Source organism: Kocuria himachalensis (assembly GCF_054784195.1).
This window is the reverse complement of the sequence record NZ_BAAGPL010000009.1, coordinates 172787-188225: the sequence shown is the minus strand read 5'-3', so window position 1 is coordinate 188225 and position 15439 is coordinate 172787. Positions and strand designations below refer to the sequence as shown.

Genomic DNA, 15439 nt, shown 5'->3' with positions numbered 1-15439 from the left:
CCGGCCTGGGCTTCCTGGCCGCCGGCAACCGTCCCGCAGCGGGCGTCCGCGCGGACGTCGAGGAGGTCCGCGCGCTGACCGACGGTCCGTTCGGGGTGAACCTCTTCGTCCCGCAGGCCGCGAACACCGCGGCCCCCGGCACTGCGGTCGACCCCGCCGTCCACCTGTCGGTCGCGGCCTACCGGGAGGCGCTGCGGGACACGGCCCGCCGGTACGGGGTGGAGCTGCCGGACACGGACCCCGCTGACGACGACGGATGGGCGGTCAAGCTCGAGATCGTCGAGGAGCTGCGGGTGCCGGTCGTCTCGTTCACCTTCGGGCTCCCCGCGGCCTCCGTGCTGGCGCGGCTCGCGGCGGTGGGCACCACGACGTCCGTCACGGTGACCTCGGTCCCGGAGGCCGAGGCCGCGGTGCGGGCCGGCGCCCACCTGCTGACGGTCCAGGGCCCGGCCGCCGGCGGTCACCGGGGCACCCACCGCGCGGAGGACGTCCCCGGCGAGGAGCCCCTGGTGGAGCTCGTCGCCGCGGTCCGCGCCGCCGTGGCCGTCCCGGTGGTGGCCGCCGGCGGCATCGCCTCCGCGACCCAGGCGGACGCGGTCCTGGCCGCCGGTGCGGACGCCGTCCAGGTCGGCACGCTCCTGCTGCGCACGCACGAGGCGGGGACCTCCGCCGCGTACCGGGAGGCTCTCGGCTCGGGCCGCTACACGGAGACGGCCGTGACCCGGGCGTTCTCGGGCCGGTTGGCGCGCGGCGTGCGCAACGGTTTCATCGACCGCTTCACGAATATTGCTCCGGCGGCATATCCGCAGGTGAACCAGTTGACGAAGCCCATCCGGGCGGCTGCGGCGCAGGCCGGGGACCCCGAGGCCATCGCCCTGTGGGCCGGACCGTCCTTCGCGGCCGCCCGGGAGGTCCCCGCCGCCGAGGTGGTGCGGGGCATCCTCCGCGCCCCGTCCGGTCCCTGAGGGCGGGGGTCCGACCCGGCCGTCAGCGCACCCCGCGCATCATCCGCCGGATCCAGGGGGACAGCACGAGCAGGGCGGCGCCGATGGCGATCGTCACGGCGCCCAGTGCGCCGAAGTAGGCGCCCTCCGTCTGCTCGCTGTAGTAGCCGGCCAGCGAGCCGGAGAGGGCGGTGCCCAGCGACACCGAGAGGTAGAAGAGGGCGACCATCAGCACGGGGTAGGCCCGCGGCGCCAGCCGGGTGGACAGGGACAGGCCCACCGGGGAGACCAGCAGCTCGCCCAGGGTGGCGACCAGCAGGATCAGCGCGGCCCACAGGACGGGCACGGAGCCCACTCCCACCATGGGCAGGAAGATCAGGAACGCCGACCCCATCAGCACGATGCCCAGGCCGAACTTGGTGGGCGTGGCGGGCTGGCGGTCGCCGAGCCTCGTCCACAGCACCGCGAACACCGGGGCCAGCAGGATGATGAAGAGGGGGTTGAAGGACTGGACCCATGAGATCGGCATGGTCCAGTCGCCCAGCACGCGGTCCAGGCGGGTGTCGGAGTAGATCGTGATCACGGTGAACTGCTGCTGGAACAGCGCCCAGAACGCGGCCGAGCCGATGAACAGCGGGATGAACGCCCGCACGCGGGAGCGCTCGTCGTCGTCGATCTTCTTGCTGGTGAGCAGGAGGGCGAACAGCGCCACGGCCGCCACCACGATCACCCCCACGACGACGTCGGCCAGGTTCTCCGCGTCGAGCACGCCCGTGAGGACGGCGGTCACGACGACGGCGACCGCGGCCACGGCGATCCCGATCCACTTCCCGTACTGCTCGCGGGGCAGGGGGTTGGGCACGTGGTGGACCTCGTCGGGGAGCTTCCTGCGCCCGAGCGCGTACTGGGTCAGGCCGAAGGCCATGCCGATCGCGGCCAGGCCGAAGCCGAGGTGGAAGCCCCAGGTCTTCTGCGCGAAGCCCGTCAGGAGCGGCCCGAGGAGGCCGCCGATGTTGACGCCCATGTAGAAGATCGAGAAGCCGGCGTCACGGCGGGGGTCCTGGCGGTCGTACAGGGCGCCCACGAGATTGGTGATCGTGGCCTTGAGCCCGCCCGAGCCGACCGCGATGAGGACCAGGCCGATCGTGAGGCCGGCGATCGCGGGGACGAGCGCCAGCGAGACGTGGCCGGCCATGATGAGCACCCCGCTGACGAACATCGTCCGCTCGGAGCCCAGGAGCCGGTCGGCCACCCACCCGCCCAGGATGGCGAACAGGTAGACCGCGCCGCCGTAGGCGCCCACGATGCCGGCGGCGGTCGACTGGTCGATGCCCAGTCCGCCGTCGGTCGTGGCGAAGTACATGTACAGCAGGACGATGCCCTGCATGCCGTAGAAGGAGAAGCGCTCCCACAGCTCGACGCTGAACAGGTTCGCCAGCATGCGGGGCTGGCCGAAGAAGCTCTTCCCTTCCGTGCGGGGAAGAGCCGCACCGGGGACGTTGTCGGGGTCGTTGCGCGGATCCGCGGCGCTGGTGGCGCCGGTGCCCCCGCGAGGTGTCTCGGGATTCATGACGTCCATGGTCCACCTCACGACCGGGATCGCACCAATCGGCGGGCTCCCGCGACCGGAGGCCCCGCCGTGCTCACCCTGGGGCCGGCGGGGCCGGCGGCTGCACGGGCGACGCCCGGGACCGTGGTGGGTGCACCGCGGTCCCGGGCGTCACCGGGAGGAAACCAGGACTCAGTTGAAGTCCTTCGGGTCGGAGCCGATCCGCCCGCCGTTGTCCAGGCCGTTGATCGCCTGGACGTCCTCGTCGTCCAGCCGGACGTCGAGAGCCGCGTAGTTCTCCCGGATCCGCTCCGGCGTGACGGTCTTGGGGAAGACCACGTTGCCGATCGCCAGGTGCCACGCGATGATGACCTGTCCCGGGGTGGCGCCGTGCTTGCGGGCGATCGAGCCGATGGCCGGGTCCTTCAGCAGGTCGCCGCCCTGGCCCAGGGGGGACCACGCCTCGGTCAGGATGCCGTGGGAGGCGTTGAAGTCCCGCAGCGCGGACTGGTTGAAGTAGGGGTGCAGCTCCACCTGGTTCACCACGGGGACCACGCCGGTCGCGTCGATGATCTCCTGGAGCTCCTCGCGCGGGAAGTTGGAGACGCCGATGGACCGGGCCTTGCCGCTGTCGCGGATCTCCTGGAACGCCTTCCAGGTCTCCACGTACTTCCCGTGCTTCGGGGTGGGCCAGTGGATGAGGTACAGGTCGACGTACTCCAGGCCGAGGCGCTCCAGGGAGGCGTCGACGGCCTTCAGCGCGGAGTCGTGGCCGTGGTCGCCGTTCCACAGCTTGGTGGTCACGAAGATCTCGTCGCGCGGGATCCCGCTGTTGGCGATCGCGCGGCCCACGCCCTCCTCGTTGCCGTAGATCATCGCGGTGTCGATGTGGCGGTAGCCGGCCTCGAGCGCCTGGCCGACCACGTCCTCCGCGATGTCGGCGTCGACCTGCCACACGCCGTAGCCGAGCTGCGGGATGGTCCTGCCGTCGTGCAGGGTGAGGGTCGGGGACTGCGTCGTGGACTGGGTCATGGACCGTGCCTTTCGTGGGGAGACAGCCCGGGGGCCGTCGGGGAGAGGCCGGGAAGAGGTCACCCCGGCCCGGTGTCCGTCGATCAGTCTCCAACCGTCGCCGCGCGCTGACAAGAAGGACAGCGTGCTTTCTGCTCTCAGCAATCGGCATCCGCTGCTCCGGCCGCGCCTCGAGACGGCCGGCGCCGGCAGCCGACAGCCGGGATCCGCTGCTCCAGCCGCGCCGGGAGTCAGCCGGCGACCGGTGGCCGGCAGCCGGCAATCCGTGACCGGCAGCCGGCGGTCGGCCGGCAGTCAGCCGTCGGCGCCCAGCGGCCGGGTCCGCAGGCGCCGGTCGTCCTGCGGGGGAAGGAGGCGGGGCAGCACCTCGGCGGCGCCGGCCCGCACGGTCCGGTCCGCGTGCGGGGTGAGGACGGTGTCCGCGGGATTGATCTCGACCACGGGCGTCCCGCGGCCGGCGGCGATGAGCGGCAGGGAGGCGGCGGGCTGCACGAGCCCGGACGTGCCCACGACGAGCACGAGGTCCGCCTCGGCCACGGCCGCGGCGGCCCGTTCCACGGCGCCCTCGGGCAGCAGCTCCCCGAACCACACGACCGCGGGCCGCACCGCTCCGCCGCAGGAGGGGCACACCGGGGGGCGCTCGCGGTCCGGCTCCTCGCGGTCGGGCTCCTGGGGAGCGGGCGGTGCCTCCGGACAGGCCTCCGCTGCCAGGCCCGGGACGAGGCGTTCCGGGAACGGGGCGCCGCAGCCCGAGCAGCGGAACGCGAACAGGCTGCCGTGCAGGTGGGCGAGGACCGCGGAGCCCGCCCGCTCGTGGAGGTCGTCGACGTTCTGGGTGACCACGTGGACGCGGGCGCGGTCCGCCCACCGGGCGATCGCCCGGTGTCCGGCGTGGGGGCGGAGCCGGCGCACCTGACGGGCGCGCCAGAGGTACCAGGACCAGACGAGCCCGGGGTCGGCGTCCCACGCCTCGGGGGTGGCCAGCTCCTCGGGGGACCAGCGGGCCCACAGTCCGGTGCCGGCGTCCCGGAACGTGGGCACCCCGCTCTCCGCCGACATCCCGGCGCCGGACAGCACGGTCACGGTGCGGGCGGAGCGCGCCAGCTCGAGCAGCTCGGGGTCGAGGTCGTCCATGCCGCCGACGGTATACGCACGGAGGTCCCCGGACCAGGGTTCCCGTGCCGGTGCGGGGAAACGCCCGGGCCCGTTGGTCGATCCGCACGCGCGCGTGGTGGAATGGAAACCATGAAGTTCAACGTCCAGCGCGTGCTGACCCCCGCCTACCTGACCTCCGTCGCCCTCGTCGTGGTCGGAGTGGTCCTCGGTCTGGCGTGGTACCCCGTCGCGGCGTGGCTGTTCGTGCTCGCCGGTCTCGCGCTCAACGCGATGGCCGTGTCCGTCACCGAGATCCACGACGCCCCGCGTGCTCGCGGAACGAGCTCACGCCGCCGCCCGTCCCTTCCGGCGCAGGACGTCCGCGCCGGCGACCAGGACGACGAGTCCGCCGAGGACCGCGCCGACCACCTCGACGACGCGCTGCCGCCCGAGAAGCCCGGGCGTGGCGCATTCGTCGAGCCGGAGGCCGAGACGGACGCCACCCCGACCGTGCCGCACACCGGCTCGCGCCCCCTCAGGGCGCCCCGCGGCGTCTGAGGGCCGGTCCGTCCCGGCCGGGCCCAGGTAGTCTCCGGGCATGAGCGAAACCCAGCGGCCCGCCGTGCTGCGGAGCGTCAACGTGGGCCGGGCCGAGGCCAACTCCGCCAGGCGGAACCGGCCCACGGGCATCCGCAAGCGCCCCGTGGACGGCCCGGTGGAGGTCCGCGAACCGGGTCCCCGCAAGGGCGGCCTCGGCTCGGGCCTGGCCGGGGACTTCATCGGGGACGGCAAGTACCACGGAGGCACGGACCAGGCCGTGTACGCGTTCGCGCGCGAGGAGCTGGACTTCTGGGAGCAGGAGCTGGGGCGGGAGATCCCCGACGGCTTCTTCGGGGAGAACCTCACGCTCTCGGGCTTCGACGTCGACGACGCGCGACTGGGCGACGTCTGGCGGATCGGCGAGGTGCTGCTGCAGGTCACGGACGCGCGCATCCCCTGCGGCACGTTCCGCGCGAGCATGGAGGTGCGCGGCTGGCTGCGCCGCTTCACGGAGCGCGGCCGCTCCGGGGCCTACCTCAAGGTCCTGTCGCCGGGCACCGTGCGGGCCGGTCTGCCGGTCGAGCTCGCCCGCCGCGCCGGGCACGGGGTGGGCGTGGTGGACGCCTTCCGGGCGCAGACCACGGAGCGGGACCGGATGCCGGGTCTGCTGCGGGCGGGGGAGGACCTGTGCGAGCAGCTCCGGCTGCGGGTCGAGAAGGAGCAGCGGGCGGCCGACCGGCGCACCGGGTGAGCCGCCGCGCCCTGGCGGGACGGAGCGAACGCGCTGCAGGACCGCACCGGGCGGGCCCGCCGCCGCGACGCAACCGGAGCGATCGTCCCCGCAGGCCGTCACCGGATGGACCGCGGAGCTGACTCCACCGTCAGTTGAGGGCGGCGCCCCGGTAGATCTGCGCGACCTGCTCCTCGGAGAGCCGGGTGTCGATCACGGTGGTCCCCTCCGGGTCGTCGCGCAGGAACCGGACGGGTCCGTGCGAGCCGGCCTCCAGGAGGAGCGCGGCGTCGGCGTCGTAGAGAGCCTCCACGGAGGTGCTGTACCGGTCCCCCCGCACGGGGGTCACGGACAGCTCGAGCCGGGCACGGACACGGCCGCCGCTCGTCGCGGCGTCCCCGGCTGTGCTCTCGGCGGCGTCGGCGGTGTTGCCGGCGGTCTCCGCGTCCTCGGCGACCGGCTCGAGGGTGATCTCCCGGACGACGGCCACGCCGTGCTCCACCACGTTGGCCAGGCGTGCGCCCAGCCGGCCCTGCGCGGTCGTGAAGGCGCGCTTGAGCCGGGCCGTCCACCACAGGGCCGTGGCCACGAGCACCACGGCGATGAGGGCGAGGAAGAGCGCCGAGCCGGACCGGGACCACTGCTGCCACAGCAGGACCACGGCGAGCGCGGTCAGCACCGGCACCACGAGCAGCAGCGACGTGCCCAGGCGCTCGCCCAGGGAGGGGCGGTCGGGCGCCCCGGCGGCGCCGGGAGCGGTGCGCAGCCGCCGCATGACCTGGACGTCGAAGTCGCGATCGTCCGCGGGGACGGGCCGGGGCCAGGTGCCGAGGGAATCCATGGGTCCCATTATGGGGCGCGCTCGGCGGACGCGTTCCCATGATGCGTCAAGGACCGGCTCGTAGAATCGGGCCATGACCGAGACCCGATGGCTGTCCCCCGAGGAGCGCGAGGCCTGGCTGGCGCTCGTCTCCATCATGTTCACGCTGCCCGGCAGCATCGAGTCCCAGCTGCAGGCGGAGGCGGACCTCAGTCTGGCCGAGTACCTGGTGCTCGCGATGCTCTCCGAGGCCCCCGACCGGCGGCGGCGCATGTCGGACCTCGCGGCGGCCACCAACACCTCCCAGTCCCGGTTGTCCCGGATCGTCGCACGCCTCGAGCGCGACGGCCTGGTGGTGCGCGCCGGCGGCGAGCAGGACAAGCGGGTGGTGCTCGCGGAGATCACCGACCGCGGACTGGAGCGGGTCCAGCAGGTCGCCCCGGGCCACGTGGAGCACGTCCGGCGGACGGTGATCGACCGGCTGACGCCCGTCCAGGTCCAGCAGCTCGCGCTGATCGGCCGTATGGTCGACGACGCCGCGGCAGGGCCCACGGCCCGGGGACTGGCCTCGGACGAGTCGTGACACCGGGCACCCGCCGACAAGAAGCTTGACAAGGAAAGTAAACGGGCCCTACGCTTGTGACATGTCCACAACTCAGGTGCCGCAGCGCACGTCCCCCGTCCGTTCCTCCGCTCCCGCCGGCGACTCCTCGGCCGCGACCCTCGGCCTGACCGTCCTGCGTGTCGTCCTCGGTGTCACGTTCCTCCTGCACGGCTGGCAGAAGTTCACCGAGTGGACCATCGCCGGCACCCAGGCGTCCTTCGCCCAGATGGGCATCCCCGCGGCCGAGCTCGCCGCGCCCGTCGCCGCCGTCCTCGAGCTCGTGGGCGGGCTGATGCTTCTCCTGGGCCTCGGCACCCGCGTGGTCGCCGCCCTGCTGGCCCTGAGCATGCTGGTGGCCCTCGTGCTCGTGCACCTTCCCGCGGGCTTCTTCGCCGCCGCCGGCGGGGTCGAGCTCGTGCTGCTGCTCGCCGCCGCGTCCGTCCTCTTCGTCCTGGCCGGTGCCGGCCGCTGGTCGCTGGACCACGTCATCGCGGCGAAGCGCCGCGCTGCCGCCCGCGCCTGACCCCTTCCGCGGCCGTCCCCTTCCGCGCCCGACCCTTCCGGCACCCGGCCCCGTCCGCGACCGGCCTCTCCCGCCGTCGTCCCGGGTGCCTGGCGGCGCCGGAGCGACCAGCCCCCGCCCGCAGCGTCCTGCGGGCGGGGGTTCGTCGTCGGCCGGTGGAGCCCCCTCGGCGACCGGCGCGTGCGGACGTGTCGGCGCGGACGCGTAAAATCGTCCCCGGCGCGGCGCGCACGATCTCCACGGTGCCGCGCCGGATCCAGCGCGGGTGATCCCCGCAGATCGGGGTTGGCGCATGAGCATGCAGAACTCGCCGTACATGGTGCTGTGGCGCACCGTCCAGGGCCAGGAGGTCAAGGGCCGGAAGATCGACCGGGGCACGCTCCGGCGCATCGTCGCCTTCGCGCGCCCGCACAAGGCGAGGCTCACGGTGTTCCTGGTCGTCTCCGTGCTCACGGCCCTGCTCGGCGTGGTCACCCCCATCCTGGCCGGTGACGTGGTCCGTGCGATCAACGCCGGGGACGAGGTCTCCGTGGTGGTCTGGCTCGCGGTGGCCATCGCCGTCGTGGCGGTCGTGGACGCCGGGCTGAACGTCCTCAACCGCTGGCTCTCCTCCCTGATCGGCGAGGGACTCATCCTGGACCTGCGCACCGCCGTCTACGACCACGTGCAGCGGATGCCGATCGCCTTCTTCACCCGCACGCGCACCGGGGCCCTGGTCTCCCGGCTCAACAACGACGTCATCGGCGCCCAGCGGGCGTTCGCCAACACGCTCTCCGGCGTGGTGAGCAACATCGTCTCCCTGATCCTGACCGTGGTCGTCATGGTCTCGATCTCGTGGCAGGTCACCGCGCTGTCCGTGCTCCTGCTGCCGATCTTCCTGGTCCCGGCCCGTGCCATGGGCGGGCGCCTGGCGAACCTCCAGCGCGAGGCGGCCCAGCACAACGCGTCCATGTCCACGCAGATGACCGAACGGTTCTCCGCCGGCGGCGCCACCCTGGTCAAGCTCTTCGGCCGGCCCGACGCCGAGGCCGCGGAGTTCGCCCGCCGCGCCGGCCGCGTCCGGGACATCGGTGTGCGGGTGGCGATGCTGCAGACCGTGTTCGTCACGGCCCTGACGCTGGTCTCCGCGCTCGCCCTGGCCCTCGTCTACGGGCTCGGCGGCGCCCAGGCGATCCTCGGTAACCTGGACGCGGGCGCGGTCGTGACCCTCGCCCTGCTGCTCACCCGGCTGTACACCCCGCTGACGATGCTCGCGAACGCCCGGATGGACGTCATGAGCGCCGTGGTGAGCTTCGAGCGGGTCTTCGAGATCCTCGATCTCGTCCCCCTGATCCAGGAGCGGCCCGGGGCCCGGACGCTGCCCTCCGGGCCCGCGTCGGTGGAGTTCGACGACGTCCGGTTCGCCTACCCCTCCGCCGAGGAGGTCTCGCTGGCCTCGCTGGAGGACGTCGCGGTGCTCGACTCCCGGGGTGGCGAGGAGGTGCTGCACGGCGTGAGCTTCACCGTCCTGCCGGGGCGGACGGTGGCCCTCGTGGGGTCCTCCGGCGCGGGGAAGTCGACCATCGCCCAGCTCGTGGCCCGGCTCTACGACGTCACCTCGGGAGCCGTCCGGATCGGGGGAACGGACGTGCGGGACGCCACCTTCGCCTCGCTGCGGGAGACCATCGGGATGGTGACCCAGGACGGGCACCTATTCCACGAGTCGATCCGGGACAACCTCGCCCTGGTGAAGCCGGAGGCCACGGACGAGCAGCTGTGGGACGCCCTGGCCCGGGCCCGCATGGAGCACGTGATCCGCGCCCTCCCGGACGGGCTGGACACCGTGGTGGGCGAGCGCGGCTACCGGCTCTCCGGCGGGGAGCGGCAGCGGCTGACCATCGCCCGCCTGCTGCTCGCGGCCCCGCGCGTGGTGATCCTCGACGAGGCCACGTCGGCCCTGGACTCCACCAACGAGGCCTACGTCCAGGCGGCCCTGGGCGAGGCGATGGAGGGGCGCACCGCCCTGGTCATCGCCCACCGGCTCTCGACCATCCGCTCCGCCGACCAGATCCTGGTGGTCGAGGACGGCCGGATCGTGGAGCGCGGCCGGCACGCCGAGCTCCTCGCCGAGAGCGGGCGCTACGCGGAGCTCTACGAGACGCAGTTCGCGGACCAGGAGGTCTGATCCGTGCTCGACGACGCCGTGGCCCGCCTCGGCATGGACGCCCCCGGAGCGCTGGCGGTGGTGGCCGCGGCCGTGGGCATCTACCTGGCGTTCCTGCTCATGGTGCGGCTCCTCGGGCAGCGCGGCGTCGCACACCCGGGCGGCGCACGACGTCACGGGGCGGCCGGAGCGAGCTCGGTCACCACCTCGCCGGTCGCGGTCGAGTCGTCGCGCAGCATCCAGCCCATGCGCTTGTGGGTCCGCACGCCCACGTCGGACTCGACCACCTGGACCCCCGGCGCGGCGGCCTGCAGCTCGGCCTCGACGTCGAAGATGTCCCCGGGGGTGCGCAGCCAGAGCAGGAAGGTGAGGTTGGTGTCGCCCGTGGTGGAGGCGCACAGGCGCAGCGTCCGGTGGGAGCGCAGGCAGCGCACGGCCGCCTCGAGCTGCGCCGGCGGCACCCGGACGTACCACTGGCAGGACACCGGGTAGCCGGAGTACTGCTGGGCCAGTTCGCAGCGGAGGGCGACGAGGCCGGTCTCGAGCGCCTGGCGCAGGTGCCGGGCCGCCGTCGTCGGGTGCGTGCCCGTCGCGGCGGCGATCTCCGCGGCGGTGGCGCGCCCGTCGGACTGGAGCACGGCCGTCATCTCCTCGAGGTGGGCGGGAGTGGCGCCGTGCGGGCGGTGCACCTCCGGCCGCAGGGCGCCCACGCGGCGCTGCTGCTCCGGGGACAGCACGTCCAGGCGCCAGTTGTTGCCGATCGCGTGGAGCCGTGTGGCCACCGTGAGCTGGGCCCGCAGGATCGCCGGATCGGCCCGCACCAGCGGCAGCACGTCCCGGGTCATCTGCTCCCAGCTGCGGGTGAGGACGGTGAGCCGGACATCCCAGGCGCGCGCGGACTCCTCGACGGTGCCGATCTCCGGCACGGCGCACAGCCGCTCCAGCACCTCGGCCCGGCGGCCCGGGCGGCACTCGAGGCCGATGAAGGTGGCGCAGCCCTGCGTGCCGGAGGTGCCGAGGTGGGCGGTGACCCAGGTGCGGCCGTCGGCCCGGAGCCGGTCCCAGCGAGCGGCCAGGGTGGTGGGGTGGCGGCCGAGCGCGGCCCCCAGCTGGGTCCACGTCGCCCGCGGCGCGATCTGCAGGGCGTGGACGAGCTCGAGGTCCTCCACGGGCAGTTCCACGCTGGTTCCTTGGGTCAAGTGTGCGTTCGGTGCAGGTTTTCGAGGATATCTCCCCATGGTGATCGGCGTCACGTCACGCTCGGAGCAGATGCCTGCCGGTGACGGCCGGCTCGTGGCCCCGCCCCTCCTTCCCTGCCGACCCGACCACCCCCGGGAGTTCCCATGAACCTGCGCACCGTTGTCGACGGCGCCTCCACCGATATCCTGTCCGTGGCCAACCTGCCCGTGCTGTGGATCTGCGCCCTCGGCGTCTTCGCCGTCATCGTCGTCCAGACCGTCGTCTACGTCCGGGCCGCCCGCGTGGCGGCCCCCGCCGCCGGGGTGAGCCCGGCGGAGCTGCGGACCTCCTTCCGCGCCGGGGCGGTCTCGGCGATCGGTCCGTCCCTGGCCGTGGCCCTGGTGGCCGTCGCGCTGCTGACCGTCTTCGGGACTCCCGCCGTGCTGGTGCGGATCGGGCTGATCGGGTCGGTGTCCTTCGAGACCGGCGCCGCCAGCATCGCCGCGGGCACCATGGGGGCCGACCTGGGCGGGCCCACCTACACGCAGAGCGTGTTCGCCGTGGCGTTCATGGCCATGAGCCTGGGCGGCTCGATGTGGATGCTCGCCACGCTGGTCCTCACCCCGCTGCTCAAGCGCGGCGACGTCAGCCTGCGCAAGGTCAACCCGGCCGTGATGACGGTGGTCCCCGGCGCGGCCCTGCTCGGGGCGTTCTTCGCCCTCGGACTCGGGGAGCTGCCGAAGTCGGGCAACCACGTGGTGGCCTTCCTCGCCTCGGCGGCCGTGATGGCGGCGTGCCTGGGGATCGCCAAGGCGCTCCGGGCTCAGTGGGTCCGCGAGTGGGCCCTGGGCTTCGCCATCCTGACCGCGCTGGTCGTCACCTACCTCACCGTCGGCGCCGGCGTGTTCCCCACCGCCTGAGCCTGCGCCCGAGACCACCGAAGGACTTCTGCCATGACCACTGTGAACTCCGCCGTTCCCGCCCTCGTCCAGTTCGACACGACCACCGCCCGATGGGGCCGGCTGACGATGATCGCCGGGCTGATCTTCGCCCTGGCCGGCCCCGCCTACCTCGTGCTCTTCAGCGGCCTCGACGTGGACCAGGCCCGGATCTGGACCGCCCTGCTGGCCATCGCCGGCACCTTCGGGGTGCTGTGGATCGTGGAACCGCTGACCTACTACCCGATCCTGGGCCAGGCCTCGATGTACCAGGCGTTCATGATCGGCAACATCTCCAACAAGCTGCTGCCCGCGGCACTGATCGCCCAGGCCTCCATCGGCGCCAAGCCCGGCACCCGGCGCGGGGAGCTGGCGGCCGTGATGGCCATCAGCGGTGCGGCCATGGTCCACCTGGTCTCCCTGCTCGTCCTCGTCGGCCTCCTGGGCTCCTGGCTGGTCAGCGTCGTGCCGGCCGAGGTCGTGGCCGTGGTCCAGACGTACATCCTGCCCTCGGTCCTCGGCGCGGTGCTCGTGCAGGCGATCGTGTCCACGCGGACCCTGCGCATGACGGTCATCGCCGGTGTCGTCGCCGCCGCCGTCGTGTTCCTCCTCGTGCCCGCCGTCCCGGCCCTGGCCTTCTTCGGCACCGCGATCGCGGTGATCGGCACCGCCGTGCTCGCCTGGTTCCTGCGCGACGAATCCTCCCCGGGCGACCCCGCCGAGTCCGAGCGGAACGACCGGGAGGACGAATTCAGCATCGACTAGGAATGTCTCGACCAGGCCCGTTCCCCGAAAGGACCCTTCGCCATGATCACCACGGACCTGCAGCTCACCGATGAGCTGCGGCAGCGGATGCACGAGCTCTACCGGCACCTGCACGCGCACCCGGAGCTGTCCATGCAGGAGCACGCCACCGCGACCCTGATCGAGCAGCGCCTCACCGCGCTGGGCATCGAGAACTTCCGCTGCGGCGGCACCGGCGTCGTCGGGGTGCTGCGCAACGGCGACGGGCCCACGGTGGCCTTCCGCGCCGACACCGACGGCCTGCCGCTGGCCGAGGACACGGGGCTGGACTACGCCAGCACGGCCACCGGGCGGCTGGAGGACGGGACCCAGGTCCCGGTGATGCACGGCTGCGGCCACGACACGCACGTGGCCGTGCTGCTGACGGCCGCCGAGCTGCTGACCGGAGCCCGCGAGGCGTGGGCCGGGACCGTGGTGCTCGTGTTCCAGCCGGGGGAGGAGACCGCCGCCGGCGCGAAGGCCATGCTCGAGGACGGGCTGTGGGGCAAGGCCCCGGTGCCCGATGTCGTCTACGGCCAGCACGTGATGCCCGGCCGGGCCGGGACCATCTCGTACGCGTCGGGGGACACCATGGCGATGGCCGACTCGTGGAAGGTGACGCTGCACGGCAAGGGGTCTCATGCATCCCAGCCGCAGGACTCCACCGACCCGATCGTGCTGGGGGCGCACATCATCACCCGCCTCCAGACCATCGTCTCCCGGGAGATCGATCCGCGCCGACCGGCCGTGGTCACCGTCGGCACCTTCCACGGCGGGCTGAAGGAGAACATCATCCCAGCGTCGGCCGAGTTCACGCTCAACGTGCGCACCTTCGACCCCGCGGTCCGCGACCACGTCCTGGCGGCGCTGCGCCGGATCATCTCGGCGGAGGCGGCGGCCTCCGGGGCCCCCGAGCCGACCGTCGAGGTGCTCTCCACCTTCCCCCGCAACTACAACGACCCCGACGCCACCGCGGCTCTCGTCGAGCGGTTCCGGCAGGTGCTGGGGGAGGACAGCGTGGCGGAGATCGAGCCGCTGATGGGCTCGGAGGACTTCGGGGCCCTCGGTGCGGCCATCGGCGTGCCCACGGTCTTCTGGATGTTCGGCGGCCACGACGCCGCCGCTCTCGACGGCGAGGGGCCCGTGCCGATGAACCACTCCCCGTTCTTCGCCCCGGCGATCGAGCCGACGCTGTCCACCGGTGTGCAGGCGGCCCTCACGGCGATCCTCTCCTGCGTGGGCCGCTGACCCCTCCCCGGTGACCTTCTCCCGCCGTCACGGCGAGCACGACGGTCCGGTTGCGTCGGGATCCGGACCGTCGTCGTCCGTGCGCGGGCGGAGCCGGGCCGGTGCGGGGGCCCCGCCCGCCCGGCCGGTCCGGCCGGAGCCGTGCTCCGGCACCGCCGGGGGCATTCAGGGGATGATGCGCTCGGCGCGGTAGCGCTCGAACAGGGCCGTGAAGCAGTCCTGGGTGCGGCGGTAGCCGGGGAACCCGGCCAGCCGGCTCTTGCTCATGTCGGCGACCACCTCGATGGGCCGGCCGAGGTCGGCGTCGGTGTGCCACCAGGAGGCCACGCGCGCCAGGTCCGGCTCCACGAGCCCGTGCTCCTCGACGATCCGGGCCCAGACGTCCTCGGCGCCGCGCATCTGCTCCTGGAGGGGCCGCGGCTGCCCGGCGAAGCCCTCCCACTCGAGGCCGAACCAGGCGGCCAGGGCCGGCCACATCCGGCGCCAGCGGAAGACGTCGCCGTTGACCACGTTGTAGGCCTCGTTCCCGGCGTCCTCCGTGGTCGCGGCCCAGACCATGTGCTCGGCCAGCAGGGACCCGTCGGTCATGTCGGTCAGGCTGTTCCACTGGGTCTCGGAGCCGGGGAACACGAACGGGCGGCTCGTCTCCCGGCAGATCGCCGCCTGCACGGCCAGGGTCAGGCCCATGTTCATGGCGTTGCCCACCGCGTGGCCGATGACCGTGTGCGCCCGGTGCACGGACCAGCGGAAGCCCTGGCGTCCGGCGGCCGCCCACAGCTCGTCCTCCTGGGCGTAGTAGAAGTTCTCCACCGGCAGGCGCGGCTCCTCCTCCCGGAAGGGGGTGTCCGGCATGGTCCCTCGGCCGTAGGCCTCGAACGGGCCCAGGTAGTGCTTGAGCCCCGTCATCAGCGCCACGTGCTCGAGCGGGGCGTGGTCCAGGGCGGCCAGGAGGTGGCGCAGCATCCCGGCGTTGACGGCGATGTTCTCCTTCTCGGTGGCCTGGCGGGACCAGGCGGTGAAGAACACGTGCGTGGGCCGCTCCCCGGCCAGGGCGGCGGCCAGGCTCTCCGGGGACCGGAGGTCGGCGCCGATGTGCCGGGCCGTGCTGCCGGGGACCGGGTTCCGGGAGAGACCGAGCACGTCCCAGCCCTCGGTGCGGGTCAGCTGCTCGACGATCGCCGAACCGGCGATGCCGCTGGCCCCCACCACCAAGGCGGTTCGGCGCGGTCGGGGGCGGGTGTCCGGGGCGGGGGCTGTCACGGTGCTGTCTCGTCTCCTCGGTGGGTGCAGGCGGTGCTCGCCGGTCCGCAG

At 73.3% G+C, this 15439-nt stretch carries 15 protein-coding genes; 9 read left to right on the top strand and 6 right to left on the bottom strand.

All coding sequences use genetic code 11. The features are described 5' to 3' along the window. Positions 1–965 (top strand): nitronate monooxygenase (locus ACYVM4_RS07675; RefSeq protein ID WP_460668146.1); only part of this gene is annotated, 965 nt, incomplete at its 5' end. 22 nt (positions 966–987) lie between these two features. Here ACYVM4_RS07675 and ACYVM4_RS07670 read toward each other — a convergent pair. From ACYVM4_RS07670 to ACYVM4_RS07660, 3 genes are all read right to left on the bottom strand, one after another. Next, on the bottom strand, positions 988–2514 hold the full coding sequence (locus ACYVM4_RS07670) for a peptide MFS transporter (RefSeq protein ID WP_460668145.1): 1527 nt from the start codon (positions 2512–2514) through the stop codon (positions 988–990). 171 nt (positions 2515–2685) lie between these two features. Beyond that, the gene (locus ACYVM4_RS07665) at positions 2686–3525 is read right to left on the bottom strand and encodes an aldo/keto reductase (RefSeq protein WP_368821490.1); all 840 of its coding nucleotides are present in this window, start codon (positions 3523–3525) and stop codon (positions 2686–2688) included. A 294-nt stretch (positions 3526–3819) separates the two neighbouring features. Next, positions 3820–4659 (bottom strand): SIR2 family NAD-dependent protein deacylase, encoded by an 840-nt coding sequence (locus tag ACYVM4_RS07660; RefSeq protein ID WP_368821491.1) that lies wholly within the window; start codon positions 4657–4659, stop codon positions 3820–3822. Between the two features lie 111 nt (positions 4660–4770). Between ACYVM4_RS07660 and ACYVM4_RS07655 the strand changes: the two genes are divergently transcribed. After that, on the top strand, positions 4771–5178 hold the full coding sequence (locus tag ACYVM4_RS07655) for a hypothetical protein (RefSeq protein ID WP_460668144.1): 408 nt from the start codon (positions 4771–4773) through the stop codon (positions 5176–5178). A 40-nt stretch (positions 5179–5218) separates the two neighbouring features. Further along, positions 5219–5911 carry an MOSC domain-containing protein gene (locus ACYVM4_RS07650; protein ID WP_368821493.1) on the top strand — a complete coding sequence of 231 codons (693 nt, stop codon included), beginning with the start codon at positions 5219–5221 and terminating at the stop codon, positions 5909–5911. A 130-nt stretch (positions 5912–6041) separates the two neighbouring features. On the opposite strand, the gene ACYVM4_RS07645 is transcribed toward ACYVM4_RS07650, so the two are convergent. After that, positions 6042–6731 (bottom strand): hypothetical protein, encoded by a 690-nt coding sequence (locus ACYVM4_RS07645; protein WP_460668143.1) that lies wholly within the window; start codon positions 6729–6731, stop codon positions 6042–6044. A gap of 73 nt (positions 6732–6804) precedes the next feature. On the opposite strand from ACYVM4_RS07645, the gene ACYVM4_RS07640 reads away from it, so the two are divergent. The 3 genes from ACYVM4_RS07640 to ACYVM4_RS07630 all read left to right on the top strand — a co-directional run bounded on the left by ACYVM4_RS07640 (position 6805) and on the right by ACYVM4_RS07630 (position 10001). Next, positions 6805–7293, top strand: coding sequence for a MarR family winged helix-turn-helix transcriptional regulator (locus ACYVM4_RS07640; protein ID WP_368821495.1), 489 nt, complete (start codon positions 6805–6807; stop codon positions 7291–7293). Positions 7294–7354: 61 nt separating this feature from the next. After that, on the top strand, positions 7355–7837 hold the full coding sequence (locus tag ACYVM4_RS07635) for a DoxX family protein (protein ID WP_368821496.1): 483 nt from the start codon (positions 7355–7357) through the stop codon (positions 7835–7837). A 316-nt stretch (positions 7838–8153) separates the two neighbouring features. Continuing rightward, positions 8154–10001 carry an ABC transporter ATP-binding protein gene (locus ACYVM4_RS07630; protein ID WP_460668184.1) on the top strand — a complete coding sequence of 616 codons (1848 nt, stop codon included), beginning with the start codon at positions 8154–8156 and terminating at the stop codon, positions 9999–10001. 152 nt (positions 10002–10153) lie between these two features. On the opposite strand, the gene ACYVM4_RS07625 is transcribed toward ACYVM4_RS07630, so the two are convergent. Continuing rightward, entirely contained in the window at positions 10154–11161 is a 1008-nt protein-coding gene (locus ACYVM4_RS07625) for an AsnC family transcriptional regulator (protein WP_460668142.1), read from the bottom strand. A 162-nt stretch (positions 11162–11323) separates the two neighbouring features. On the opposite strand from ACYVM4_RS07625, the gene ACYVM4_RS07620 reads away from it, so the two are divergent. Genes ACYVM4_RS07620 through ACYVM4_RS07610 form a run of 3 tightly spaced genes read left to right on the top strand, consistent with a single transcriptional unit; the run spans position 11324 to position 14128 of the window. Beyond that, positions 11324–12079 carry a DUF5058 family protein gene (locus ACYVM4_RS07620; RefSeq protein WP_460668141.1) on the top strand — a complete coding sequence of 252 codons (756 nt, stop codon included), beginning with the start codon at positions 11324–11326 and terminating at the stop codon, positions 12077–12079. 33 nt (positions 12080–12112) lie between these two features. Further along, the gene (locus tag ACYVM4_RS07615; RefSeq protein WP_460668140.1) at positions 12113–12862 is read left to right on the top strand and encodes a hypothetical protein; all 750 of its coding nucleotides are present in this window, start codon (positions 12113–12115) and stop codon (positions 12860–12862) included. A 42-nt stretch (positions 12863–12904) separates the two neighbouring features. Next, the gene (locus ACYVM4_RS07610) at positions 12905–14128 is read left to right on the top strand and encodes an amidohydrolase (protein WP_460668139.1); all 1224 of its coding nucleotides are present in this window, start codon (positions 12905–12907) and stop codon (positions 14126–14128) included. Positions 14129–14293: 165 nt separating this feature from the next. Here ACYVM4_RS07610 and ACYVM4_RS07605 read toward each other — a convergent pair whose 3' ends face one another. Further along, on the bottom strand, positions 14294–15388 hold the full coding sequence (locus ACYVM4_RS07605) for an SDR family oxidoreductase (protein WP_460668138.1): 1095 nt from the start codon (positions 15386–15388) through the stop codon (positions 14294–14296). Positions 15389–15439 lie beyond the last annotated feature (51 nt).